The following is a 25,929-nucleotide window of genomic DNA, read 5'->3' on the forward strand; positions in this document are numbered from 1 at the left end:
AGGCATGGAATTCAGCGGCCGGGTTGGAAATCGTAGGTAGCGGGTTGATGATCAAATCAAAATCATAAACGCTGTAACAATCCGTTACCGTGTTCTCCAGTCTTACATAGATCGTCTCGGTAAACGGAGTGGTGTTCTGATAGGTCGCCGGGTTGGCAATAGCGTTTACAGCGCTGTCGGCATCGGCAAAACTCATATAGTAACTCACCGCGTAATCTACGTTACCGCCGGTGATCTCTGTGTCTTTTGTGGTTAAATCAAACTCCTCGATACCGTCGTTGGCATCAGGATCCGTCTGGTCACACTGAACGTAGTTCGTGATTGGGGCTAAGATGGTTGGAAGGGGGAATATTACCACCTCAAAACTATCCTCATTATCACAAGTATATGGAGCTGTACCTGAAACAGCATATACATATACTGTTTGAGAAACAGTAACAGCTTCTCCAGCATTAAGCTGTGTTCCGGTTCCTGAAGGACCTGTAAAATATGAACCGGTAGTTAAAGCCGGTAAAATATATCCGTCATTAACACATGCCTCGTATGGACCTGTAGGAAGAACTACTTCCGGTTGAGGATTAACAATAAGTTCTAAAGGAGCTACATTATAAGCCTCAGGAATTACTGTATTCTGCACTCTTATATATATAATCTCATTTGTACCTGAATAGTTTGCAGGATCTGTAATTTCCGTTCCTGCTACTGCAGCCTCAGCATCATCCTCACTATTATAATATGTTATTACGTAGTTTTCAGGAGAAGAAAGGTTAGCAGTAATCTGATCTTCATATTCAGTAAGATCAAATATTTCAATATCATCATAAGGTTGTGGTTCACAAACTGCAATAGGATCAAGAGGATCTATCGGCACCTCACAATCAATAACCTCTAACTGGAATTCTTTTAAAGTATAACAATTATTAGCTGGCGACTGTACCGTTACATAAATAGTCTGACCACTAGTCCCTTCATAAGCTGAAGGATCAAATATATAATCATTGGCATCTATATCCTCAAGTGATTCAAAATAATAGATGTAATAGAATTGTAATGATGGATAACCATCAGCCATTACATCGGTATTCTGTGTAAGATCAAAAGTTTGAGTAGGAGCAGTAACATCTCCACACTGCACTAAATCAATAGGGTCATTCATTTCAACCTCAGGCTGGAATTCAATTCTAACCGAATCCTCAAGCTGACAATCAGGACTTGACACAAACGAGGCTAATACGGTATAAACACCCGGTTCTGTCACCTCATAAGTATCTGTATCTACAGGATCACCTTCTTCATCAAGAATCAGGACACCGTCTTTTTCCCACTGATATAGGAAATCAGCATCTGAAGCAACAGAAAGCACAACTGTTTCTGTTGGACATAAAGCTCCACCATTTGAGATTGTTAAATCGTCCGGAAGCACAGGCTGACCAATATTAAAACTACCTGCTTCAAGGAATACTGCCGAATCCAGAGCGTGGTCATTTCTATCTGCAATTACTAATTTAATATGGTAAACGTTACCCGGCACTACATCTGATTCTGCTGTTAACACAACTGTTTGACCGTTAAAGTCAATAGCCGCAGTCGCATTACCCGGGGCATTACCGTTATATTGACCAAAAGAGTCAACATTTTCTGAGCTACATCCTGTGTTGTACTGACTATCTCTAATAGAAACTACCGATACAGGAGTAGTAGTACCCGGTATAAGTGCAAGGTTTGTTACAGGTCCACTTGTCGTAACATCATTTAAGAAGAAAGCAAATGCATCTGAGAAACTACACTGATAAGTACCATACTCTTCTGAAGCGAAAAGGAAGTTGAAACTCATGTGGTCTGATATCGGTGTAAAATCGAACTCGATTATTGTCGCATCATTATAGCTATTCACACTAAATCCAAGTCCCTGCATATAGGTTAGCAATTGACCATCTCCATCCCAGTTACCGCCCGAAAGGGTACCATCACCAGGAGGAGTATTTGTATTAGGTCCCCCAGCCTGCATTGCATTACCTGACTGGAGAATAAGACCTGACTGGATTGGGAAACTTGAGTTATTAGCTTCAAAATAACCAATACCATTATCTGTTTGTCCAAAGTTAGGCCCCGTACTCCATGTTATATTTTCAATACCTACACAGTCTACGCCAATTAATACGTCTTTTACCAGTTCCGGCACCGTATATTTACTTTGCGATACTGTAAGGAAGTTAGAAGAAGGCTGATCTATATCTGTACAGGTTGGACAACCGGGAACAGGATCAGGAGTATCACTGGTTACAGAAACCACATTTTGAAGCGGCCCAACCGTTAAGTGATAATTTTCCGGTATATCAACAATAACCTCATACACCATAGATTCTCCTGCTGCAAGAACAGGTATAGTATTATTAAGGTTACCTGAACCACTGGTATCATTACCTGTCCAGGTCATAATAGAAACCTGATATGGTTTTTGATCGTATACAACCACGTTGTATGCATCACTAGGACCAGGATTGGTTACTGTAATAGTATAAATAGTTTGCGTTTCAGAAACATAAGTAGTCTGTCCATTTGTTTTAACAGCCATAAGATTTGCCAATGGATTTGGCGTCGCCGTATGGATACAGTCAGGACAAGCAGGATTTGGATCAGGAGTACTGCTGGTTACCACCACTTCATTAACAATATCTGCCGTTTGATCAAAACCACTTGGAACCGGCATTACTAACTGATAGGTAACTACATCACCAACAGCCAATGTTGCAACAACATCTGTAAGGTTTCCTGTGCCACTGGTACCGTTACTTCCTGTCCAGGTAACCGTAGTAGGATCTATACCTGCCGGAATAACATCAGAAACACTTATATTCTGAGCCTCAGTCGGCCCCATATTTTCTACTGTAATAGTATAAACTGCATCTAAACCTGCAGTATAAGAAGTTCCTGAAGCAAGTGTTTTAGTAACCACTAAATCTGCTAAAGGAGTATCACTATCAGTATCAGCACACGCATCACATGACGGATCAGGATCAGGAGTATCGCTGGTTACGGTTGTCTCACTTGTAAGTAGCCCTGTATAACCTGCAGGAACATCAAGCGTTATTGTATAAGTTACTGTTTCTCCTGCTGCAAGAGAAGCAATAGTATCGGCTAAATCAGTATTAGTACCTGATGTACCGTTATCTCCCGTCCATGAGAAGTTTGTTATTCCTGCCGGAATAGCATTGTTAACTTGGACGTTTGCAGCAGCCGTAGGACCATTATTGGTTACGGTTACCGTATAAACAGAAGAAGAGCCCGGAGTATACATCTCCTGCCCGTTTGTATTTACTACTACTATATCGGCAGAAGCCGTTTCATAATCTGTATCCGAACAAAGCGGACAAGTACCATCTGTATCAGGACTCGTTGTTGTTGCAATTGTATTAACAGTGAATTCACCTGTAAACGCCGCCGGAACATCTACCGTTACCGTATAAGTAACTGTATCACCAGCCGCAAGCGTTCCAATAGAATCAGTCAAATCAGCTATAGTACCCGATGAACCGTTATCTCCAACCCAAGCCACAGTAGTTACCGTAGCAGGCACAACAAAAGCTACCTCTACGTTATCTGCATCTACAGTACCGTTATTAGAAACTGTAATTGTGTAAACTGAAGGCGTACCAGCAGTATATAAATCCTGTCCGTCGGTATTAACTACTACGATATCAGCACCTGTATCAGGATAATCTATATCCGTACACTGCTCACATGTAGGCGTAGGGTCGTCTACACCACTGTAAGTAAATGTACTTGCAATAGCATCAGTAAAACCTGCAGGAACATCAAGCGTTATTGTATATGTCACTGTTGAACCTACCGGCAGTGAAGCTATAGTATCATTAAGGTTAACATTTGTACCTGAAGAACCGTTATCTCCAACCCATGAAAAACCGGTAATACCGGCAGGGATAAGGTTTTCAACTTCCACATTAGCAGCGTCTTCAGGACCGTTATTAGTAACTGTTACCGTATACACCGATTGTGTACCAGCAGTATAATTAGTTTGCCCGTCGGTATTTACAACCTCGATATCCGAGTGCGAATCATAAGTCACCTGAATATCTTCAAGCTCATCTGTAAATTCACTTGGGAACTTAATATTAATAGTGTAACTAACAGTCTGGTTAACCCCTAATGTAAGGATTGTACTGTCCAGGTCAACATTTGTACCCGATGTACCGTTACTTCCTGTCCACCAGAATCTGATATACCCGTTAGGTATAGGCATAAGCCCGGGAGGAATAGCATAGTACACATGTACATTTGAAGCCGGATTAGGACCATTATTGGTTATCGTTACCGTAAACGTTAGCGTTTCACCCTCTGTATATTCATTAGCAGGGTTCGTACTGTAAACGACTATATCCGACTGTGCATAGGTCGTTAGTGTTGCTAAGAACAAAAACGCGGTTAGTAGTAGTCTAATCATATAGCAAATTTTATGAATGATTCAAATAGTATTAATACAAATAAAACACTTTAAAAAAGTGTTATGAAAACAAAAAATCAAATATACTTATTCAATAAAAACTTAACGGTTAAATTTTGAAAAATCACAAAATTCATCAAAATTTCAACAAATATTAACTTAAAACTTCTATAAAACAAGTATAACGTTGCTTTTAATGTAACAAGCTTACTACTATTTACCCTACCCTCTTCATTTTCTTTTTTGTAATTGTTTGTACCTTTGCATTCTAAACTTCTGATAAACATGGAAAAAATAACTATAAAACCCACTCAAAACGCTGCAATTCTAAAATTTGAGTTCAGTGATTTTATCGCAAAAAGCGGCAACTTTGAATACAAGAATATCGATGAGACAGCATCGTCTCCACTGGCAAAGCAATTATTTTTCCTTCCGTTTGTAAAAACAATTTACATATCAGGAAATTTTATTGCTATCGAAAAATATTCAATAGTTGAATGGGAAGATGTACAGGACGACGTAGCTTCGCAAATTGAAGAATTTGTAAACAACGGCGGAGAAATCGTTAAAGAGAGTACCGAAGCACAAAAGAAAGTACCTTCTACAGTATATGTAGAGAGTACACCAAACCCTGCAGTTTTAAAATTTGTATCGAACAAAAGACTTACCAAAACTCCGGCAGAATTCAAAAACATAGATGAAACACTTGCATCACCATTAGCCAAGGAACTATTTAAGTTTCCTTTTGTTAAGGAGGTATTTATTGACGAGAACTACATATCTGTCACTAAGTATGCTGTTACCGAGTGGGATGAAATTACAGCAGAGATCCGTTCTTTCATAAAAGTATTTATAGAAGAAGGTAAAACGGTTATCGACGAGTCTTTAATTCAAAAAACTCCGCAAAGCGAAAAACAGCAGGAAGCTTATTTTGATTCACTGGATGTAACTTCACAACGTATTATTAATATACTGGAAGAATATGTAAAACCGGCTGTGGCAGGAGACGGTGGTAATATTGCTTTTGATTCTTATGACGAAAAAGAAAAACGTGTTAAAGTAATATTACAGGGAGCCTGTAGCGGATGCCCTTCATCTACCTTTACCCTTAAGAGCGGTATTGAGAATATGCTGAAGGACATGCTTAACGACCACGACATTAAAGTTGAAGCACTAAACGCTTAATAAAAAAATCCCGGAGACTCCGGGATTTTTTGTTTTTACTTCTTATTATATTAATCTCATCATTAAACAGAAGTCTTTTTAAATTGATTTCAAAAAAATTAATGAGTTTATAAAAGTGCTTCACCTTTATAAAAGAGTCGAATCTTTTAGTATAAAATTATACAGTGATACCGTTAGAGCTGGAAAATGGATAAAAAATTAACTTGTCATTAATAATTGTTGCTTGGTATAGCAATTTAAAATAACTTTACTTCTGTCTAGAAAAGCATTCATTCATGAATAGGAAATCACTTTTATTTTTAAGCATAACCACCAGTATACTTATGTCATGCCAGAGAGAGAACAGAGCGGAAACCATTGGAGAAAACAATCCGCTACTTGCCGTATATGAGACACCTTATGAAGTTCCACCGTTTGACCTTATAGAAAACAGGCATTTTAAGCCTGCCGTTATGGAGGCTATTGCATTGCAGCAAAACGAAATTGAAGCCATTGCAAACAATAGTTCCAAGCCCAATTTCAGCAATACAATTGAAGCGCTTGAAAACTCAGGAAACCTTTTAAGAAGGGTTACTACTGTTTTTTACAACCTGAGTTCGGCAAACACTAACGATACTATACAAGCACTGGCTCAGGAAATTGCTCCCGAGCTGGCTAAAAACAACGATAACATTTACCTTAACGAAAAGCTGTTTCAAAGGATACAAACCCTATGGGATACTCAGTTAGAACTGAAACTTAACGGAGAACAAACCAAACTGCTTGAAACTAAGTACAAAGCTTTTTTAAGGAATGGTGCTGCCTTAAATCAAAGCGACAAGGAAAGGCTTAGAAAGATAAACGAAGAACTATCAATACTATCACTAAAATTTGGTGATAATGTACTGGCAGAAAACAACTCATACGAGCTGGTTGTTGAACACAAAAAAGACCTTGCCGGATTACCGGAGGAACTAATTATTGCTGCAGCCGAAGAAGCCGAAGCAAGAGATAAAAAAGGAAAATGGGTGTTTACGCTTCATAACTCAAGTGTAATGCCGTTCCTTCATTATGCCGAAAACAGGGAGCTGAGAAAAAAAATATGGAATGCTTACCAGCGCCGTGGTGATAACGGCGACAAATATGACAACAGGAGTAATGTGGTACAACTTGTAAATCTGAGAATGGAAAAAGCTAAACTTTTAGGTTATAAAAGCCATGCAGATTACATTCTGGAAGAAAGGATGGCCAAAACACCTGAAAGTGTATACAAACTGCTGGACCAAATATGGGAGCCGGCACTTAAAAAGGCTAAAGAAGAAGAATCCGACATTAAAAAAATGATGGTTGCCGATGGTATTAAAGATAACGTTCAGCCTTATGACTGGAGGTATTATACCGAGAAGATAAGAAAACAACGTTACGACCTTGACGAGCAGGAACTGAAACCCTATTTTAGTCTTGACAACGTTAGGAAAGGCATTTTTATGGTCGCTAAAAATTTATACGGACTCGAGTTTGAACAACTTACAAATGTACCTGTGTACCACAAAGATGTTACCGCATGGAAAGTAAGCGATAACATGGGCAATCATGTTGGAGTGCTATACATGGATTTCTTCCCGAGGAGCTCTAAAAGAGGTGGTGCATGGATGACATCATACAGAAAGGAAAAAATGGAAGGAGGTACCCGTGTTGCCCCAATAATATCTATAGTATGTAACTTCTCTAAGCCGATAGGTAATAACCCTGCCCTGCTTACTTTTGACGAGACTACTACGTTTTTCCATGAGTTTGGGCATGCACTACACGGATTACTTTCTAACGTAACTTACGAAAGCCTTTCAGGAACCAGTGTGTATACTGATTTTGTTGAACTACCTTCACAAATCATGGAAAACTGGGCTGCCGAACCGGAAGTATTAAAAATGTATGCTAAGCATTACAAAACCAGCGAAGTGATTCCTGATGAGCTTATAGAAAAACTACAGCAGGCTGCAACATTTGACCAGGGGTTTGCTACAGTAGAATACCTTGCCGCATCTTATCTTGATATGGATTACCACTCTCTAACCGAACCGTTAAACCAAAACGTAGTACCGTTTGAAGAGGAATCAATGAAAAAAATAGGATTACCAAGCGCCATAATACCACGTTACAGGAGTACTTACTTTAACCATATTTTTAGTGGCGGATATTCTGCAGGATATTATAGCTATATATGGTCGGGCGTATTGGATACCGATGCGTTTGAAGCCTTTAAGAGTACTTCGTTGTTTGATGAGAAGACTGCAAGATCATTCAAAATGAATATACTTGAAAGAGGTGGTACTGCCGACCCAATGATACTGTACAAACAGTTTAGGGGTGCAGAACCTTCTATAGAACCATTACTTAGAAAACGCGGACTGGACGGTAACAAACAACCTGCTGAAAAAGTAGAATTTAATGTAAAGCCTGATAGCGAAAATTTAGATGAGTTTAAACCATAAAAAAAGGCCCTGCAAATGCAGGGCCTTTTTTATTTTATATTCTTAAGGTTTATAATTTCCTGTTCTGTAAGGAATCTCCAAATACCTCTTGGTAAATTCTTTTTGGTTAACCCGGCATAAGAAACACGGTCTACTTTAAGCACATCATAATTAAACTTCTCAAAAATAGCCCTAACTACCTTCACGTTTTGTGTTCTTAGTTTTATACCTATTTCTGTTTTTGGCTGATTCTCGATATAGCTTATTTCGTCAATCATAAGCCTGTGGTTATCTAAAGTAACACCACCTGCTATCTTTTCAAAATCTTCAAACTTAAGGTTACGGTCTAACGACACCTGATAGATTTTGAATGACTTTTGGTTAGGCAGGCTAAACTTACGAATCATATCGGTATCATTCGTAAATATAAGCAGTCCTGTAGTGTTTTTATCCATTCTGCCCACTGGTTGTATATTAGCTTTTGTAGCCATACGAACCAGTTCCATAACATTGCGCATATCTTTACCCTCATCACCCGATGTGGCAAAGTTTTTAGGTTTGTTAAGCAGTAAGTATTCTTTTTTCTCCGGTGTGATGGTCGTACCGTCAAACTCAACCTTATCGTTAAGTTTTACCTTGTAACCCATCTCAGTAACTACCTGACCGTTTACTTTTACATTACCCGAACTGATGTATAAATCGGCATCCCTGCGCGAACACATTCCTGAGTTTGCAATATATTTATTTAAACGAAGCTCATCTGAAGGCTTAGTTGCCTTAGGTGTAGCCGGTGTTTTCTTTTCAAATTTATCGTGAGGCTTACTGCCGTATGGCTTTTTATTGCCAAAGCCCGGCTTATCAAATGATGGTTTTCCGCTATTGCTTCCCGGACGCGAATTATTACCGCCCGTTTTCTTCCTGTCATTGCCCCCCTTACCGGATGCATTGCCTCTCCTGTTATTGTTATTCATCTGATTATTTTTTGCAAAGATAGAATTAAATCACTGATAAAAGCTTCCTACCGTGAACTAAAACAGAAGGATCTATAAGTACGATACAGAAAACCCCCGAAACAATGAGGAATTTAAGTACGTTGTGCAGCAGCAGATAGTCTTCATGCGTTTGGGATTTCCATAGCTTTAAAAGGAAATAAATAATGAAAATCATCCCACCGTAAAAGTAAAGATCCATATACCCTACATCATACACCTCTATTAAAAGATACACAGGAATAACGGTTAAAAGCGTTAGCCACATTATAATATACTTAGCTGTTTTTTCACCATATAAAACAGGAATTGTTTTATAATCGGCAACCAAATCGCCTTTTATATTCTCCAGGTCTTTAATTATTTCGCGTGTAAGTATAAGCAGGTACAAAAAGGTAGCATGGGCAAAAATTACCTCATAAAAATTCTTGAAGTACATTAGTATACCAAAAAAGGGAAGTACAGCAAGCAAAGCTGCTGTTAGGTTACCTATCACAGCATATTTTTTAAGCTTGTGCGAATAAAACCATATCAGGAAAATATAACCCGAGAAAAAGAAAGCCGCACGCCATGATACCACAAATGCAATGAGGGTTGCCAATATGTTAAGGGTAAAGTAAACCTTCAGTTTGGTTTGCTGGCTCACCAGTCTGTCCAGCATTGACTTTTTAGGACGGTTAATAAGGTCCTTTTGAGCATCATAAAAGTTATTGATAATATAGCCAGATGCTATTGTTAGCGTAGAAGCCAACACTATAAGGAATAGGTTTAAATCCAGTATAACATCAAGGGCACGCTCATTAGGAGCCAGTATAAATATAGCCGACAGGTATTGTGCCAGTGCTATTACCGGTATATTATAACCTCGCACCACAGAAAACAAGCTGAGAACTTTCATCAGAGTTAATCTTGCTTTCCTTGACGCCATAATTATTTATTGGTTTTTATATTAAACTTATCTATAGATGCAAATATTGCTTCAATATGTAAATATAAAAACGTAAAGATTTACTTATAAAGATTTTAGCATTTTTTTGGTTTAAAACTGATAAACCACTTCCAGCTTGTGTCCTTTTAGGGATTCTTTAGCCTTGTCTATGTTTTCAGTAAAACCAAGTATGTAACCTCCGCCACCTGATCCGCAAAGTTTCAGGTAGTAGTCGTTTGATTCAATACCTTTTTGCCATAACTCATGGAATCCTTCCGGAATCATAGGCTTAAAGTTATTGAATACCACTTTAGAAAGCTCTTTAGTATTATTGATAAGCGATTTTACATCGCCGTGTAAGAAGTTTTCAATACAGGCATCAGTATACTTAAGGAACTGTGTTTTGATCATATTACGGAAACCTTTATCCTTTAGGCTTTCCATAAAAATCTGCACCATTGGTGCGGTTTCCTTAACTATACCTGAATCCAGTAAAAATACCGCTCCCTTACCTTCAAGATTTTGCATAGGGATACCGGTAGCCTCAACATTATCATGAGAATTAATAAGTATAGGCAGGCTCAGGTAACTGTTTAACGGATCTAACCCCGAACTTGTACCATGGAAATATGACTCCATTTTACTGAATATCTTTTTAAGCTGCATCAGCTTTTCACGGGTAAGGTTTTCCAATACCGTGATTTTATCGTTGGCATACTGGTCGTAAATCGCTGCTACTAATGCACCGCTACTCCCTATACCATATCCCTGCGGGATACTAGAATCAAAATACAGTCCGGCCTCAACATTACGGTTTAGGCTTTCAATATCAAAAGTAACCAGCCCCGGTTCTTCCTGCTGCATCTCTTCAAGATAGGCAACAAAGCCCCTAAGCTTCTCATTCGATTTTTTCGCAAGTTCAGTATCGGTATCAGTTAATCTTAGCCCCCCGTTATAAAAATTATAAGGAATAGCAAGCCCTTTAGAGCCCTTGTTGATACCATGTTCTCCAAAAAGAAGTATTTTCGAATAAAATAAAGGTCCTTTCATCAGGATGTATTTTTATTAAAGATAATTAAAAAACCACAGAATTCCTAAAATATTGTCTTAAGCTATCTGTTGCGCTCCATTACCAATTTCGTCGCAAATGTACTGACTGTTTTGACAATAGGCAACTAATTCATTCTTAATAAATTCCAAAACTTTAACTTTATCGTTTTCAGGATACAGCACATGCACATTAGCACCCGCATCCAGGGTAAAGCATACAGGAATGTTAGTTTCATTTCTAAACTTCCATATCCTGTTTATAATTTCGAGCGTGTTAGGTTTCATCAGTATAAAATATGGCATGGATGTCATCATCATACTGTGTAGCGTTAACGCCTCGCTTTCGGTTATTTTAATAAACGCATCAAGATCTCCGCTTGCTAAAGCATCTTTAAGCTTTGAAAGGTTTTCATGTGCCTGGGCAAAACGCTGCTGTGCAAATGGATGACCATGCATAAGCTCGTGCCCTACAGTGCTCGAAACCTGTTTTTCTCCCTTATCTACCAGCAGGATAGTATCCTGATAATTTTTAAAGTTATTGTGTAATACATACGGAAATTCAACCCCATACAGATTTGTGCTTTCGGTAAAATCACGATGCTCACCCCATACTACCACATTACCTTTTACACTCCTACAGGCACTCCCCGACCCTAAACGGGCAAGAAAAGAAGCCTTAGCATAAAAATAAGCATCGTCCATTTGAGGGTTTAACTGTTTTTCCAAACTCATAAAGTTCATGGCAAGAGCCGCCATACCTGAAGCAGACGAAGCTATACCCGAACTGTGCGGAAAGGTGTTTTGGGTATCGATTACAAAATGATACTCTTTTAAAAACGGAAGGTACTGCTCTGTTCTTTGCAAGAACTTTTCAATTTTAGGACGAAAATCGGGCTTTGGCTGACCTTCAAAAAGCAAATCGAAAGAAAAAGCACCATTGTTCTCCTTTTTCTCAAATTTCAGCTTAGTAATGGTTTTGCAGTTATTAAGCGTAAAACTTACCGATGGGTTAGCCGGTATTTGGTTCTCCTTTTTACCCCAGTACTTAACAAGAGCTATATTACTTGGAGCACTCCACTCAAAACTGCCGTTTTGTACAAAAGAAGTATAGTTTACAGCAATAAAATCCTTTTCCGATAGCATATCTTAAAATTTATGCAAAGATAGCTTTTTATGGAAATATATTTTTTCTGTTTTATTAACTTTGGGTGCGAACCAACCAAAAATACCATGAATCGAATCGGAAAAATCATTCTGCTGGTCTTTTTATGCCTCTCTGTAGGTTATCTGGCATCTATTGTAACCCGCGAAAGTGTTGACACCTGGTACCCCACGCTGGAGAAACCTTCGTTTAATCCGCCCAACTGGCTTTTTATGCCGGTATGGACATTTTTATATGTTATAATGGGTGTGGCAGGAGCCTTAGTTTGGGATAAACTGAACGAAAAAGAAGAAAACGTAAAAAAGGGGCTTACCTACTTTTTTATTCAGCTGGGACTTAACATGCTGTGGTCCTATTTGTTTTTCGGACTTAAAAATCCATTACTGGCACTTATAGAGATTATACTATTATGGCTGTTTATCTATGAGACCATAGCCCAGTTTAACAAAGTAAACAAAGTGGCAACTTATCTGTTTATACCCTACATGCTTTGGGTAAGCTTTGCAGCTATACTTAACGCCTCCATTTGGTGGCTTAATAAATAAAATAAAGGCTGTCTTAAAATCTTCAATCACACTGTTATTTTGACGACAGGAAAAATCTCAAGCTTATTGCCTGAGATTCTTCATTTCACTGCGTTACATTCAGAATGACATTTTAAGACAGCCTTTTTTATTATATGGCATCAACAGCGGTTTTTGCTTTTACGCGTTCCCTTATCTCTGCGAGTGTTGTTACTTTTAGCAATTTCCCATCTCTGAAAACTTCTTTAAGTTCTCCGGTCTTTTCTTCTTCTCTACTTACCTGGTCTTTTAAAATATATTTCCCGTCTGCAAGTTCTATTTTCATAAGGCCTTTAGCCGATTTTTTGGTTCCGTCGTCGGTTACAGGATCTTTAAATATTTCCCTGCCTTTTCCGTTTACTTCTCCATAGGTGGCTTTCATAGCAAAACCAAAGGTATCCCTTGTATTGTACTGATAGGTAAATGACCCGATACCCAATACTACATTAGTAGAAGCAAATCCTTTTTGTTTAAGCCTTTCACAAATTTCGGCAGCCCTTTCAAGCGTAATACTGTCACCATAAATAGCTCCTATTTGCGGTATCAGTTCTTTATAACCTTTACTATTTACAGTACCACCAAAAATATCCCAAAGCAGCTCAACCACTCCTTTTCTTTCAGCTTCGGTTGTACTGTTAGGGTTACCGCATAAAATATCGGCAGGATCACCACTATCAGGCCTTACAACCACTTTACCTTCCCTGTTATCTATTTCGTTTTTAAGCCGTGGCAGGTAGTCCTGAAGCACTTTCCATAAATCCCAGGTATCAGACACTATAGAAACTATCCCTTTAGGATATACCTCACATATCAGTCTTTTAAAAGTTTCATACTCACCCTCATTTGTACCCATACACATTACAGAATGTTCGGTAGCAGCAACAGATCCACCAATAAGTTCTTTATCTGAATCGGCATTATAGTACTCCTCAAGGAAATCAATTGCCGGAATGGTATCGGTACCCGTAAAGCTAAGCAGATGTCCTGCAGCCGAAGTTACCGCAGCTTCCACACCGCCCATACCGCGCATAGAGAAGTCATGCCCCTGCCAGTTTACTAACTCTTCAAGTGTAGACGTTTCGGCAGCATACCTGTCCAGTATCTTCCTATACTCCCTTGCTATTGTAGCCGAATTACATGGCAACCATACCACAGCAGAAAGCAGTGTTTCAAAATAATTGGTTAGCCAGAAAAACTCGGGCATCGTATTGTACATGGTAAACATAGGTACACGAAGCGGAACAGAAGCTCCTTCGGGCAATGCTTTAAACACCATAGGAATGTAACCCAAATCGTGCAGCGCCTCTATATGGGCAGTACCTACCTGATTTTCCCCCAGGTAATTGTTAATTCTCCTTGCATATTTTTTTACCACCTCTTCTTTTGGCTTTCCAAAAAAATACTGGTTAAAGTCTTCTATAACATATTTTTTAATGAAATACTGTAACCCGAAAAAAACTACCTCATCTACAGCCTGTATTCTTGATTTTCTTGGTGTCCAGTTAGAGTATACCATTGTTGTTCCCTGCGGGTACTGTCTTCTGTGGTCTACTTTATAGCCATCTGTTAATAATAATGGGTTCATAGCGCTAGTTTTATTTGTTCAACATTAGGGTTATCAATATCGGTGAAAGAATCGGTAGTAAATATTTTGGTAAAGACATCACCAAACACCTCAAATCCTTTACTGAAAATACCGTGGCTTACTGCCAGATACAGCCTTCCGGCATTTTTCTCTTTTAGTGCCTGTGCCAGTCCTGTAAAAGTACCTCCGCCATCACAAATATCATCTACAATAAGGCAATCGGCTCCGGCAAGATCATCATGGTATACTTTAAATCCAGATAGCTTACCGGTTTTTACATCCCTGCTCTTACTGCACTCCACAACCTCAACACCGCCAAGGTATTCCGACAGTTTATACACTTTTTTAAGTGCACCACCATCGGGAGAAATCAGTTTTACATCATTACCAATCCTGCTTATTACCTCTTTTATATAGGCATGGTTTGATATTACCTCACAATTATTTAAAAGTGCCTGAGTAACATCAGAATGCGGATCGAATACCATTACTTTATCAAAATGAAGGTTATTGATAATATCGGCATATACTTTTACCGTTAGCGGTTCTCCTGCTACCATTAACCTGTCCTGGCGTGCTGCCGGAAAATAAGGCACGAAGAGATTCAGTCTGCTCACTCCCATTCTTTTAAGGGCGTCTGTGGCAACAGCAAGCAGACCTAAGTCGTTAAACGATTTAATGCGTTGCGTGATGGTCACGGTTTCATTAACGTCAAAATCGGGCTCAATTTTAATGTGTGGTTCTCCGCCATAAAAGGTAAAAGCTTTAAAGCTTATTTCCTTACCTTCAAGCGGACTAAAGGTGTTGTCTAAATTAAGTATCATATTTGCGTTATTTTTACACAAAGTTATAGAAGTAAAGTTTCCCGGCAAAATATTTTGTGTAATTTTTACGCAAATTTTATTTCAAACAGGAAACCTTCTTTTTCAAGAGTTTTATACTTTTGGCTGTTAAAGCGGAAAAGCCGCGCCGGACGGCCTGTTTTCTTTTCGGCAAACCTGTCGGTCTCTTCAACAATATCAAAGCTTAATATCTTTTTCCTGAAGTTACGCCTGTCTATCTCCTTTTCTAAAATGGTACAATACAGGTTTTCAAGGTCTGAGAACAGAAACTCTTTAGGTAATAAATCAAATCCAACCGGCTGATAGGTAAGTTTGGATTTAAGCCTTTCAATAGCAGTTTGCAGGATAAGATTATGATCAAAGGCTAATTGTGGCACTTCCTTAATAGGAAGCCATTGCACCTTATCAGCATCAGTATCGGCTTTTATATTGGTTTTGGAAGAATCTATCAAAGCAAAATAAGCAACAGATATTACCCTGTTCCTCGAATCCCTGTGCAAATCATCACCAAAGGTATACAGTTGTTCCATGTAGTTTACCTCAACATTGGTTTCTTCCTTCAGCTCGCGGGTTACAGCATCAATAAGCGACTCGTTGTCTTTAACGAGCCCGCCCGGCAAGGCCCAATAGGCTTTTTGCCCTGCAAATTTTTGTTGTATCAATAATACATACAATGTATTTTGCTGATACCCGAAAACTACTGCATCGACTGCTACCTTTATATCCTGCATATCTTTATTGTATTATTTACACAAAGCTACAAAATATACCACTATATTAAAATCATGTTAAAACAGATAGCTTTAACACCGGCAATACGCAACCCTGCCGGGGTACAAGCGTCTTATTAATAAACTAAAACCCTATATACCATAGCCTTACCCTGAAAAACATTATCTTAGGTTAAATAAATTTGTCATTATGAAAGCGAAATTTTTAAAATCCCTACTGTTACTTCTTCCGGTTTTAGCTTTTATAAGCTGTAATACGGACGACAACTATTATTACTATTACCCTGATCCAAATGTGTCGTTAGGTATGATTGCCAATGCCAGCCCCGACTCCGGTGATTTGTTTTTTTATGCCGATGCCAACAGTATAAACAGTACTGCCCTAAATTATCCAAATGCTGCCGGTTACTATAACTTCTATTTAGGCGACCGTACTTTCAGTATTCAGGATGCCTCAGGTAACGAACTCGCCACTGTAGACAAAACTCTTGAAGCCGGTACTTTTTTTAGTGTATTTGCCGTAAATACTTTTGCTAATATAGAACTGGTGGTATATGATGATGTATTAGAATATCCTTCTACCGCCGATAAATCGATGGTACGTTTTATTAATCTCTCACCCGATGCTCCTGCCATAGGCGTTAACTTACAGGATAATGAATTGGCTAGTGGTATTGAATTTAAACAGGCAACTGATTTTATTGAGATTGACAGCGGTACCCATACTCTTACTTTTACCAACCCAAGCGGAGAAGTACTGTACACTTATGCCGATGTTAACTTTACACCTAAAAGCATTTATACCATTTACACCAAAGGCTACGTTACCCCGCCCGATGGCAGTAATGACAGCTTTAGTACCAGAAGAATAAGAAACTGGAACTAACTTAAACATTAATCATTTATACAAAAAGCCCCTTCCAAAAAGAAGGGGCTTTTCCACATAATAGAATATACCTAAGCAGTTAATTTTTCAGGATAACAAACCAGTCCCACTCGGCAGGATCGCCCACACCTACACTTGGTGTATATAAAAACAGGTTGATTTTTGCATCAGGGTTACTCTCCCTGTATTGTTTTACCACAGCCAGATTACTTATTGATGACCATATCGCCTCATAGTCTATATCTGATAAAAAAGGTGAGGTTGCAGGTTCATCAACAGATACTAAAGCAAACTGTGACTCATCCGGTTGGGAAACAGGATTTTGAATAACAGTAAATTCTTCAGGAGTATTTATAGATTCGGGAAAAGTCATTTGTCCCAATCCCATCCATATAATATCTCCTGCAAAAATGGTTTCAGACACTTCCTCATATATAAGCGTAATATCACCAAAATCTCCGGCCGGATTAAAATCGGTGGAAATAGTAAAGTTACCATTATCAGGAAAAGTAAGTTCCTTACCTCCTTCAAAGGCATTGGTAAGTAGGTCAACTTTCAATAATAAAACTTTGTTTGCAGTAGGTAGCTGCTGATCATCATTTACCGATTGGGTATTAGAATCTCCTGAACAAGCTGTAAAAAGCGCTAAAGAAAACAAAAGTAAAAGTGATTTTTTCATAACATCAATCAATTGGTTTTCAATAAGATGCTATAAAATTAAAAAAGTTGCGTGAAAAAATTAAATTTCTTCTAAAACCGATTGTGCAGCTATGTATCCTCCCGTCCAGGCATTCTGAAAATTAAAGCCTCCCGTAATGGCATCTATGTTAAGTATCTCCCCTGCAAAATAAAGATCCTTTTGCATTTTGCTCTCCATAGTTTTAAAGTTTACTTCCTTTAATTCAATACCACCCGCAGTAACAAATTCCTCCTTAAACGTACTTTTGCCGTTTACTTTAAACTCTCCGTTTATCAACTGAGCAACCAGTGCCAATAACTGTAACTTAGAAACATCTGCCCAGCGTGCTTCTGCCGAAATCCCTGCTGCATTGACAAGACTATGCCATAAACGGTTAGGAAAATCAAAAGGACAGTATTTTACAACGGTTTTTTTAGGCTGATTTTGTTTTAAGTCCCATAGGGTTTCTTCACATTCCTCAAAGCCAGTTTCGTTAAGCCAGTTTACCTGTAGTGTAAACTGATAGTTTTTATCAAAAAGTTCACGGGCACCCCACGCCGAAACCCTTAATATACCGGGACCACTCATGCCCCAGTGGGTTATAAGCAACGGACCGGATGCATTTAGTTTGGTGCCTTTTACCTTAACGGAAGCCACCGCCGATATCCCCATCAAGTCTTTAATTCGCGGATCTTTTATATTGAAAGTAAACAGTGATGGTACAGGGGGTACTATAGTATGTCCCAGCTCGCGCATCATGTCCCACATTTTAGGATTGCTCCCTGTAGTCATTACCAGTTTTGCAGATAAATAAGCCTCTTTTTGGGTTTCAATTTTCCAGTAATCTTCTGCCCTGTATATGTTTTGAATGCTTTCTCCGGTTAATACCTGTATTCCCAAATTTGCAGTTGCATTTAAAAAACAGTCTATAATGGTTTGTGAGCTGTCGGTTACCGGAAACATCCTTCCGTCTTCCTCAATTTTAAGCTCCACACCATGTCTTTCAAACCACTCAATAGTATCACCCGAACAAAATCGGTTAAAAGGTCCTTTTAGCTCCCTTTCCCCACGGGGATAGAACTTCGCTAAATCGTTTGGAATAAAACAGGCATGGGTTACATTACACCTACCCCCACCCGAAATACGGACTTTAGATAATACTTCCTTACCCCTTTCCAGTATGGCTATTTTAAGTTTAGGGTTACCTTCGGCTATATTAATTGCCGTAAAAAATCCGGCAGCACCCCCGCCGGCAATCACTACATCAAAACTTTTACTCATAAACGTTCGGGATAGTCAGACATAATTCCGTCAACCTCATATAATTTCATTCGTTCTATATCTTCAGGCTCATTTACAGTCCAGGTATAAACTTTATAACCTGCCTGCTGAGCTTTTTTCACGTTGCTTTCGGTAAGCAGTGAAAAGTGCGGATGTATGGCTTTTGCCGAAAACTCCTGTGCCCATCTCCATGCCTGGGTAACACTGGCCTGTGTTAGTATCCCCAAATGGATATTAGGATTTATATCGTGCATTACCATTAACTCTTCCCTCTGGAAGCTGGACACTATAAAGTCGTTATACGTAAAGCCCTTTTCGGCTATATACCTTTCCATAAGCTCTGAAACCGGAACCGCCGTATGGCGTCCCTTTAGTTCAATATTCAGGAAACATTTCTTACCTGCCAAATCAAGTACCTCTTCCAGTGTAGAGATTGTATACTGTCCTTCTACTGTTAGCGCCTTTAGTTCGGCTAGTGTCATTTTATGCACTTCTCCCGAGCCGTTTGTTGTCCTGTCTACAGTAAAGTCGTGTATTACCACCAGTTCTCCGGTACTGCAAACATGAACATCAAGCTCCAATCCGTTTACCCCCATATCGAGCGCATACTGAAAAGAAGCCAGCGTATTTTCGGGTAAGTGAGCTTTTGCCCCTCTGTGCCCTATTTTAAGGATTTGTAACATACCTGAATATTTTTGTAAAGATACTCCTAAATATACAAAAAAGCACAGGCAGAAAACTACCTGTGCTACTCTAACAACTATTTATGAGAAAAAATTACTTTGTGAGTACCCAATATTGCCAAGGGTCAAACTTTTGCTCCTGGCCGGGAGCAAGCTGTACCTTTTCGCCTGTAATGTAGTTGGTATAAGTACCTTCTACAGGCAGGGTAAAGGTTTGAGCATCCTTAGTAAGGTTAGCTACAAAAATTATTTTTTCACCATCTTTTTCTCTTGCAAAAGCAAGAATATTTTTATCTGCAGAAGTCGCTATCCTGTTATAATCAGCAGGGTGTTTTCCTCCGTTTAGTGCTTCGTTAGTATTTTTAAGTACGCCCAGTTTTTCATAAATCCCGAACATCTTTCCTTTCTCGTGAGAAATCTCATCTTTCTCAAAGAACTTTAAACGGCGTTCAAAATCATATTCCTGTCCCGTATAGATAAGTGGCATACCCGGCATTATATAGGTTAATGCAGCAAAAGCCTCGGCAGCATCACCCATTCTTTCATACTCACTACCGTTCCATGCGTTCTCATCATGGTTTGAAGTAAAGTTCATCCAGATATCCTCCGTCTTGTAATCCTTAGCCTGCTGTACCATAAGGGCATCCCAGTCGGCTACTGTTTTTTCACCTTTAGCAATATCATTCATAAGGTGGTGGGCATTCCAGCCGTACCCCATATCAAATATCCCATTAAACAGATAAGACTTGTTAGACTCCATAAGCATAAACACAGGCTTTACCTCCTTAAGCTTAGGAATGGTAAACTGCCAGAATTCTGTAGGCACATTATCGGCAACATCACAACGGAAACCGTCAATATTATGTTCCTTAACCCAGTACAGCATTTCGTTTTTCATAGGTTCATACAGCACTTTGCTTGTGTAGTCCAAATGCGCCACATCGGTCCAGCCCCAGCTTTCGCCTGTTTCAGGGTTAAGCGGATCGGTCACCTCACCTTTAGCATTTTTATGGTAATATTCAGGATGCTCAGTAATCCATTTATGATCCCAACCTGTATGGTTAGCTACCCAGTCCAGTATGACATACATACCGTTTTCGTGTGCTGTATTTACCAGGTTTTGGAAATCTTCCATCGTGCCCAAATCAGGATTTATAGCTGTATAATCAGAAATGGCATAATAACTCCCTAAGTATTTTTTACGCTCTTCCGGATCCTGTATATCCTCTACCGAAAGGTCTCCGGTAGCTTTCCTGTTTTTCATGGAAATAGGGTAAACCGGCATAAGCCATACTATTTTAACTCCCAGTTTTTTAAGTTCAGGGATATCTTTAGTAAAAGCATTAAAGGTTCCTTCCGGCGAATAGTTACGGATGTTAGCCTCATAGATAACGCTGTTCTCCATCATGGCATCACTAACCGGAGCAAGGGTTGCAAATTCAGTTTTGGTCTTATCCTGATTTTTCAGAGTTTTACAACTTATAAAAGTCGCAAGAAAAATCCCTAAAAGAATTGTTTTCCTCATATCTCTTATTTTAGTTCCAGTACCATAACCGATTTTGGCTCCATGCTAATTTCGTTAGCAAGGTTCACTTTCTTTCCGGTAATCACATCGGTACCTGTTGTGTAGTTTTTAATGTTTTCGGTAAAACGTGCAGTACTAAAAGTTCTTGTTTCACTACTGTTGTTCATCACTACCATTACACTCTCTTTTGTGTTATGCCTAAAGTACACATACACGTTATTATCCGGCAGGTAATGAGTGGTTTTACCATTATGGATAACGTCCTTATTTTTTCTCCAGTTCAGCATTTTTGAAGTAAACTCAAAAAACTGCTGTTGCTGTGCAGTACGACCTGATTTTGTAAAGGCATTGTTACTGTCTCCGTTCCATCCGCCCGGAAAATCCCTGCGGATATCGGCATCACCCTTACCTTTATCTCCTGCCATACCTATTTCACTACCATAATATATTTGCGGAATACCACGCACAGTAGCAATAAGAGTTAAGGCCATTTTGTATTTGTTTAGGTCACCTTTGTATATCTCGTTAAAACGGCCAGTATCGTGGTTTTCCATAAATACAAGTATGCTGTTTACATTTGGATATAAAAAGTCGTTAGTAAAGTTATCATACACCCTCTGCATACCGGCATCCCAACCTGAATGGTCTTCGTTAAACACTCCGCCAATGGCATCGTGCAAGGTAAAATCCATTACACTTGGCAAGTAGGAATTGTAGCTTTGTATAGCTGCTATCTTACTATCCTTTTGCCAGTAGGCCATTTGTGCCTGATCATGCATCCAAACCTCACCTACAATATTGAAGTCAGGATATTCATCTGTTATAGCTTTTGTCCATTTGGCAATACCTTCTTTATCGTTGTACGAATAGGTATCTACACGGAAACCGTCAAGATCGGCATACTCAATCCACCAAATGGCATTTTGTGTAAGATAGTTTAACACCAATGGGTTAGACTGATCTAAATCGGGCATTGAAGGCACAAACCAACCGTCCATACACTGCCTGGCATCGGTTTGTGATGCATTTGGGTCGAACTGAGTTGTCATCCTGTAATTGGACTGCGAATACCCCGGAAACTGGTGAATCCAGTTGTATGAAGGCAAATCCTTATACATCCAGTGCTCTGCACCCCAGTGATTAGTTACATAGTCCATGATCAGTTTCATATCGCGCTTTTTAAGTTCTGACGAAAGGCGTACATAATCTTCATTACTGCCATATCTAGGGTCTATCCTGTACACATCACTTTGTGCATAACCGTGATATGAGTAACCTTTATCGTTGTCCTCACAAAGCGGCGTACTCCATATAGCTGTTACTCCAAGTTCTTCCAGATAATCAAGGTTTTTGATAATACCTTCAATATCTCCGCCATGCCTTCCGTTTGGCTGACTCCTGTCGGCTTTCTCATTTAGCTCTTTACTGGTGTCGTTATCAGGGTTACCGTTTGCAAAACGATCGGGCATTAAAAGGTAAATCACATCCGACGCATCAAAACTATTTTTCTGCGAAGCCTCTTCCTTCCTTTCTTTAAGCATGTATTTCTGACTGAAAGCCGTTTTGTTCTTAATGTTCTTAAAATCAAAAACAAGCTCTCCGGAAGGAAGCCCTTTAGTATCTATGGTCACAAAAACATAGTTTGGATTTTCGGTTTTGATTACGTTGTTAATAACCACTCCGTCGCATACCGGTTGATACTGCGCTATGTTTTTTCCGTAAAACATAATTTGCAGTTCGGGGTTATGCATGCCGCTCCACCAAAAAGGCGGTTCTACTCTGTTTGCCTGTGCAAAAGTGAAAGCACAGCTAAAAAGTAATAGATAAAATATTTTTTTCATTTGCTTGTTTTTATTCCCCTCTTTAGAGGGGTGGCTGAAAGCCGGGATGGTTCTTACAGCTCCATTAATAAACAAAACCTACAAGGTCGAAGAGACCTTGCAGGTTAAATCATTATATTGTTACTGCCTTGTTTGGCTCTACTTTAACTTCTTTACCGTGTACAAATACGGTAAGTTCCTTATCACCTTCAAGATCAAAACGCGTTTCCCCCGAATGTACCGATATCTTCACTATTTGGTTCCTGAAATTGATTTTGAACGAATATCCTTCCCACTGTTCAGGGATTCTAGGTTCAAAATGAAGGTTTCCGTTTTTAACACGCATTCCTCCAAAACCTTCTACAATACTCATCCATGTACCTGCCATACTGGTAATATGAAGCCCTTCCTTCACCTCTTTGTTATAATCGTCGAGATCAAGACGTGATGTTCTAAGATAGAATGTATAGGCCTGCTCCATTCTGTTAAGTCCGGCTGCCTGTATAGAGTGTACACATGGCGAAAGGGATGACTCATGTACCGTGAACGGCTCATAGAAATCGAAATGCTTCTCCAGGTCTTCTCTTGTAAAATGGTCTTCAAAGAAATAAAAGCCCTGTAACACATCGGCCTGTTTAATGTATGGTGAACGAAGAATCCTGTCCCACGACCATTTTTGGTTGATAGGCCTTTGCGAACGGTCAAGATCGCTTACCCTTACCATTTCCTTATCAAGGAAACCATCCTGCTGTAGGAATACACCATGCTCTTCCGAATACGGGAAATACATATTATCGGCTACTTTCTGCCATTGCTGAATCTCTTCGGCAGTAAGATTGGTTAATCCCATTATACGACTATGGTCGGCAGTAAACTCATCTTTCACCTTAGTGATATTCTCTATAGCATAGTTAATACACCATTGTGCGATATAGTTAGTATACCAGTTGTTGTTTACGTTGTTCTCATATTCATTAGGACCTGTTACACCAAGTATCACATACTTATTTTTAGCTGTAGAGAACGTAGCCCTTTGATACCAGAAACGTGCAATACCAATTAATACCTCAAGTCCTTTTTCCGGAATGTAGCTGTAATCTCCGGTAAAGCGGTAGTAATTGTATATGGCAAAAGCGATAGCCCCGTTACGGTGAATTTCCTCAAAGGTAATTTCCCACTCGTTGTGGCATTCCTCCCCGTTCATGGTAACCATAGGGTATAGTGCCGCACCATTAGTAAAGCCCAACTTTTGTGCATTCTCTATAGCTTTACCTAACTGGTTGTGACGGTAGGTTAACAGGTTACGTGCTACCTGTTGGTCTTTAGTTGCCATGTAGAACGGAATACAGTATGCCTCGGTATCCCAATAGGTACTACCTCCGTATTTCTCACCTGTAAATCCTTTAGGCCCTATATTAAGCCTTGGGTCTTTACCTAAATAGGTTTGGTTTAACTGGAAAATATTAAAGCGGATACCCTGCTGTGCTTTTACATCGCCATCAATAGTAATATCGGCCATTTCCCAAATACCTGCCCAAGCCTGTTTCTGTTCTTCAAGTAAGGCATCATATCCTTTGCTAACGGCATTAGCAATTACATTTTTGGCAGCATCAATTAATGCTCCTTCTTCATGGTTAAGTGATACGGTATAACCACCAAATTTCACAATGGCAGCCGTTTCACCCTGTTTAGCATCCAAACTATAACTAAACTGAACCTTATCGTTAGTCGCTACAATATCTTCTGCCACAACCACCTCTTCGGTACCGTTAAGTAACAGACTGTTGTGCATGTAGGTAGCAGCCGTAAAATGTGTTTTGAAAGTACGTGCCGTTACAAAGGCATCATTGCCGGAATGCTGTACATCCAGTGGTTCCCAAAACTTCTCTTCCCAGTTGGCATCTTCATTTTTTACCCCTGCATCCACATAAGGCTTATATACGATTTGTGCCGACTGGTTAACCGGAGTTACCTCATATTTTATAACACCTAGCTCATCTGAAACAAGGGATAAAAACCTCCTAACGTTTACTGCCACTTCTGTACCGTTTTGCAGTACTGCTGTAAACGAACGGTTGTACCACCCTTCTTTCATATTAAGCTCGCGCTTGTAATTTTTTATTTCCTTACAGGTATTAAGGTCTAATGCTTCACCGTTTACCTGTACCTCTATACCAATCCAGTTTGGTGCGTTTAAAACTTTTGCAAAGTATTCCGGGTAGCCGTTTTTCCACCATCCCACTTTAGTCTTATCCGGATAGTAAACACCTGCTATGTAGCTCCCCTGAAAGGTTGGGCCCGAATAGTGCTCCTCAAAATTGGCACGCTGACCCATAGCTCCGTTACCGATACTGAACAGACTCTCGGATGATTTTACCCTGTCTGCCTCAAACCCTTCTTCTATTATCGACCAATTATCCGGTACTATATAATCCTGATTCATTTTATTCGTTTACTAAGGTTTTTAAAAAGTTGTTGTCGATTTCAGTAAAATCGTTGAAGTTAAATCGGGCTTCGTTCAGGATGTCTTTATGTCCTATGCCCACACTTACCATATTTGCAATATTTGCAGCCTGTACACCCGCCACCGAATCTTCAAAAACGATGGAGTCCTGTGCTGTTTTGCCCAGCAGTTGTGCTGCCCTTACAAAAACCTCAGGATCGGGTTTTGCGTTGGTAACATCGTTACCGTCTACAATGGCGTCAAAATAATGCAGTATGTTTACCTTTTCCAGTATTGGCCTTGCATTTTTACTTGCAGAGCCCAATGCTATAAGCTGACCGTTTTCCTTTAAAAAATCAAGTACAGGCACTACCCCTTCCAAAATTTCATCTTCTTTCATGTTGGTAATGTACCCCAGGTAGTCCTCGTTTTTTTCTACAAGCCACTTATCCTTATCTTCCTGTGAGGCCTCAATGTTCCCTAAACCTAAAATAATTTCAAGGGAGCGCACGCGGCTCACACCCTTTAATAATTCGTTATGTTCGTGCGTAAAGTCAATACCCAGCTGTGCAGCTATTTTTTGCCAGGCTAAATAGTGGTATTTTGCAGTATCTACAATAACCCCGTCAAGGTCGAATATAAATGCTTTCTGCTTCATTTAGTCT

The 25,929-nt window shown here is 39.4% G+C and carries 19 protein-coding genes; 4 read left to right on the forward strand and 15 right to left on the reverse strand.

The window, feature by feature from the left end; genetic code table 11:
• A partial coding sequence (locus Q763_RS15595; RefSeq protein WP_157499480.1) for a choice-of-anchor L domain-containing protein occupies window positions 1-4,462 on the reverse strand: 4,462 nt, incomplete at its 3' end.
• Window positions 4,463-4,747: 285 nt separating this feature from the next.
• On the opposite strand from Q763_RS15595, the gene Q763_RS15605 reads away from it, so the two are divergent.
• Window positions 4,748-5,647, forward strand: a complete 900-nt coding sequence (locus Q763_RS15605; RefSeq protein WP_035135969.1) for a NifU family protein — start codon at window positions 4,748-4,750, stop codon at window positions 5,645-5,647.
• Window positions 5,648-5,922: 275 nt separating this feature from the next.
• Window positions 5,923-8,118: a M3 family metallopeptidase gene (locus Q763_RS15610; RefSeq protein ID WP_084596095.1), complete on the forward strand. Its 2,196-nt coding sequence runs from the start codon at window positions 5,923-5,925 to the stop codon at window positions 8,116-8,118.
• 29 nt (window positions 8,119-8,147) lie between these two features.
• On the opposite strand, the gene Q763_RS15615 is transcribed toward Q763_RS15610, so the two are convergent.
• The 4 genes from Q763_RS15615 to Q763_RS15630 all read right to left on the reverse strand — a co-directional run bounded on the left by Q763_RS15615 (window position 8,148) and on the right by Q763_RS15630 (window position 12,207).
• Window positions 8,148-9,068, reverse strand: coding sequence for a pseudouridine synthase (locus tag Q763_RS15615; RefSeq protein WP_035135970.1), 921 nt, complete (start codon window positions 9,066-9,068; stop codon window positions 8,148-8,150).
• 25 nt (window positions 9,069-9,093) lie between these two features.
• Window positions 9,094-10,014: a geranylgeranylglycerol-phosphate geranylgeranyltransferase gene (locus tag Q763_RS15620; RefSeq protein WP_035135971.1), complete on the reverse strand. Its 921-nt coding sequence runs from the start codon at window positions 10,012-10,014 to the stop codon at window positions 9,094-9,096.
• 111 nt (window positions 10,015-10,125) lie between these two features.
• Entirely contained in the window at window positions 10,126-11,064 is a 939-nt protein-coding gene (locus Q763_RS15625) for a mevalonate kinase family protein (protein ID WP_035135972.1), read from the reverse strand.
• 57 nt (window positions 11,065-11,121) lie between these two features.
• Window positions 11,122-12,207, reverse strand: a complete 1,086-nt coding sequence (locus tag Q763_RS15630; RefSeq protein WP_035135973.1) for a diphosphomevalonate/mevalonate 3,5-bisphosphate decarboxylase family protein — start codon at window positions 12,205-12,207, stop codon at window positions 11,122-11,124.
• Between the two features lie 87 nt (window positions 12,208-12,294).
• On the opposite strand from Q763_RS15630, the gene Q763_RS15635 reads away from it, so the two are divergent.
• On the forward strand, window positions 12,295-12,771 hold the full coding sequence (locus Q763_RS15635) for a TspO/MBR family protein (protein WP_035136016.1): 477 nt from the start codon (window positions 12,295-12,297) through the stop codon (window positions 12,769-12,771).
• A gap of 130 nt (window positions 12,772-12,901) precedes the next feature.
• Here Q763_RS15635 and Q763_RS15640 read toward each other — a convergent pair whose 3' ends face one another.
• From Q763_RS15640 to Q763_RS15650, 3 genes are all read right to left on the reverse strand, one after another.
• Window positions 12,902-14,374, reverse strand: coding sequence for a nicotinate phosphoribosyltransferase (locus tag Q763_RS15640; protein ID WP_035135974.1), 1,473 nt, complete (start codon window positions 14,372-14,374; stop codon window positions 12,902-12,904).
• Window positions 14,371-15,198 carry a ribose-phosphate diphosphokinase gene (prs, locus tag Q763_RS15645; RefSeq protein ID WP_035135975.1) on the reverse strand — a complete coding sequence of 276 codons (828 nt, stop codon included), beginning with the start codon at window positions 15,196-15,198 and terminating at the stop codon, window positions 14,371-14,373. The genes Q763_RS15640 and prs overlap by 4 nt, the downstream gene beginning before the upstream one ends.
• A gap of 65 nt (window positions 15,199-15,263) precedes the next feature.
• Window positions 15,264-15,947, reverse strand: coding sequence for an NUDIX hydrolase (locus Q763_RS15650; protein WP_035135976.1), 684 nt, complete (start codon window positions 15,945-15,947; stop codon window positions 15,264-15,266).
• A 190-nt stretch (window positions 15,948-16,137) separates the two neighbouring features.
• Between Q763_RS15650 and Q763_RS15655 the strand changes: the two genes are divergently transcribed.
• On the forward strand, window positions 16,138-16,833 hold the full coding sequence (locus Q763_RS15655) for a DUF4397 domain-containing protein (RefSeq protein ID WP_035135977.1): 696 nt from the start codon (window positions 16,138-16,140) through the stop codon (window positions 16,831-16,833).
• 79 nt (window positions 16,834-16,912) lie between these two features.
• On the opposite strand, the gene Q763_RS15660 is transcribed toward Q763_RS15655, so the two are convergent.
• The 7 genes from Q763_RS15660 to pgmB form a co-directional block, all read right to left on the reverse strand.
• Window positions 16,913-17,512, reverse strand: coding sequence for a hypothetical protein (locus Q763_RS15660; protein ID WP_035135978.1), 600 nt, complete (start codon window positions 17,510-17,512; stop codon window positions 16,913-16,915).
• Between the two features lie 60 nt (window positions 17,513-17,572).
• Window positions 17,573-18,793: a BaiN/RdsA family NAD(P)/FAD-dependent oxidoreductase gene (locus tag Q763_RS15665; protein ID WP_035135979.1), complete on the reverse strand. Its 1,221-nt coding sequence runs from the start codon at window positions 18,791-18,793 to the stop codon at window positions 17,573-17,575.
• On the reverse strand, window positions 18,790-19,476 hold the full coding sequence (locus tag Q763_RS15670) for a glycerophosphodiester phosphodiesterase (RefSeq protein WP_035135980.1): 687 nt from the start codon (window positions 19,474-19,476) through the stop codon (window positions 18,790-18,792). Before Q763_RS15670 ends, Q763_RS15665 begins: the two co-directional genes overlap by 4 nt.
• A gap of 94 nt (window positions 19,477-19,570) precedes the next feature.
• On the reverse strand, window positions 19,571-21,001 hold the full coding sequence (locus Q763_RS15675) for an alpha-amylase family glycosyl hydrolase (RefSeq protein ID WP_035135981.1): 1,431 nt from the start codon (window positions 20,999-21,001) through the stop codon (window positions 19,571-19,573).
• 5 nt (window positions 21,002-21,006) lie between these two features.
• Window positions 21,007-22,842, reverse strand: coding sequence for a glycoside hydrolase family 13 protein (locus Q763_RS15680; protein ID WP_035136017.1), 1,836 nt, complete (start codon window positions 22,840-22,842; stop codon window positions 21,007-21,009).
• 112 nt (window positions 22,843-22,954) lie between these two features.
• The gene (locus Q763_RS15685) at window positions 22,955-25,264 is read right to left on the reverse strand and encodes a glycoside hydrolase family 65 protein (protein WP_035135982.1); all 2,310 of its coding nucleotides are present in this window, start codon (window positions 25,262-25,264) and stop codon (window positions 22,955-22,957) included.
• A 1-nt stretch (window position 25,265) separates the two neighbouring features.
• Window positions 25,266-25,922, reverse strand: coding sequence for a beta-phosphoglucomutase (pgmB, locus tag Q763_RS15690; protein ID WP_035135983.1), 657 nt, complete (start codon window positions 25,920-25,922; stop codon window positions 25,266-25,268).
• Window positions 25,923-25,929: the final 7 nt, after the last annotated feature.

This window comes from Flavobacterium beibuense F44-8 (assembly GCF_000769915.1).
GTDB classification, from domain to species: domain Bacteria; phylum Bacteroidota; class Bacteroidia; order Flavobacteriales; family Flavobacteriaceae; genus Flavobacterium; species Flavobacterium beibuense.

What these genes read in the sequence shown, in the direction of transcription:
- Q763_RS15605 (WP_035135969.1), top strand. Translation starts at nt 4,748, where the DNA reads ATGGAAAAAATAACTATAAAACCCACTCAAAACGCTGCAATTCTAAAA.
- Q763_RS15610 (WP_084596095.1), top strand. Translation starts at nt 5,923, where the DNA reads ATGAATAGGAAATCACTTTTATTTTTAAGCATAACCACCAGTATACTT.
- Q763_RS15615 (WP_035135970.1), bottom strand. Translation starts at nt 9,068, where the DNA reads ATGAATAACAATAACAGGAGAGGCAATGCATCCGGTAAGGGGGGCAAT.
- Q763_RS15620 (WP_035135971.1), bottom strand. Translation starts at nt 10,014, where the DNA reads ATGGCGTCAAGGAAAGCAAGATTAACTCTGATGAAAGTTCTCAGCTTG.
- Q763_RS15625 (WP_035135972.1), bottom strand. Translation starts at nt 11,064, where the DNA reads ATGAAAGGACCTTTATTTTATTCGAAAATACTTCTTTTTGGAGAACAT.
- Q763_RS15630 (WP_035135973.1), bottom strand. Translation starts at nt 12,207, where the DNA reads ATGCTATCGGAAAAGGATTTTATTGCTGTAAACTATACTTCTTTTGTA.
- Q763_RS15635 (WP_035136016.1), top strand. Translation starts at nt 12,295, where the DNA reads ATGAATCGAATCGGAAAAATCATTCTGCTGGTCTTTTTATGCCTCTCT.
- Q763_RS15640 (WP_035135974.1), bottom strand. Translation starts at nt 14,374, where the DNA reads ATGAACCCATTATTATTAACAGATGGCTATAAAGTAGACCACAGAAGA.
- prs (WP_035135975.1), bottom strand. Translation starts at nt 15,198, where the DNA reads ATGATACTTAATTTAGACAACACCTTTAGTCCGCTTGAAGGTAAGGAA.
- Q763_RS15650 (WP_035135976.1), bottom strand. Translation starts at nt 15,947, where the DNA reads ATGCAGGATATAAAGGTAGCAGTCGATGCAGTAGTTTTCGGGTATCAG.
- Q763_RS15655 (WP_035135977.1), top strand. Translation starts at nt 16,138, where the DNA reads ATGAAAGCGAAATTTTTAAAATCCCTACTGTTACTTCTTCCGGTTTTA.
- Q763_RS15660 (WP_035135978.1), bottom strand. Translation starts at nt 17,512, where the DNA reads ATGAAAAAATCACTTTTACTTTTGTTTTCTTTAGCGCTTTTTACAGCT.
- Q763_RS15665 (WP_035135979.1), bottom strand. Translation starts at nt 18,793, where the DNA reads ATGAGTAAAAGTTTTGATGTAGTGATTGCCGGCGGGGGTGCTGCCGGA.
- Q763_RS15670 (WP_035135980.1), bottom strand. Translation starts at nt 19,476, where the DNA reads ATGTTACAAATCCTTAAAATAGGGCACAGAGGGGCAAAAGCTCACTTA.
- Q763_RS15675 (WP_035135981.1), bottom strand. Translation starts at nt 21,001, where the DNA reads ATGAGGAAAACAATTCTTTTAGGGATTTTTCTTGCGACTTTTATAAGT.
- Q763_RS15680 (WP_035136017.1), bottom strand. Translation starts at nt 22,842, where the DNA reads ATGAAAAAAATATTTTATCTATTACTTTTTAGCTGTGCTTTCACTTTT.
- Q763_RS15685 (WP_035135982.1), bottom strand. Translation starts at nt 25,264, where the DNA reads ATGAATCAGGATTATATAGTACCGGATAATTGGTCGATAATAGAAGAA.
- pgmB (WP_035135983.1), bottom strand. Translation starts at nt 25,922, where the DNA reads ATGAAGCAGAAAGCATTTATATTCGACCTTGACGGGGTTATTGTAGAT.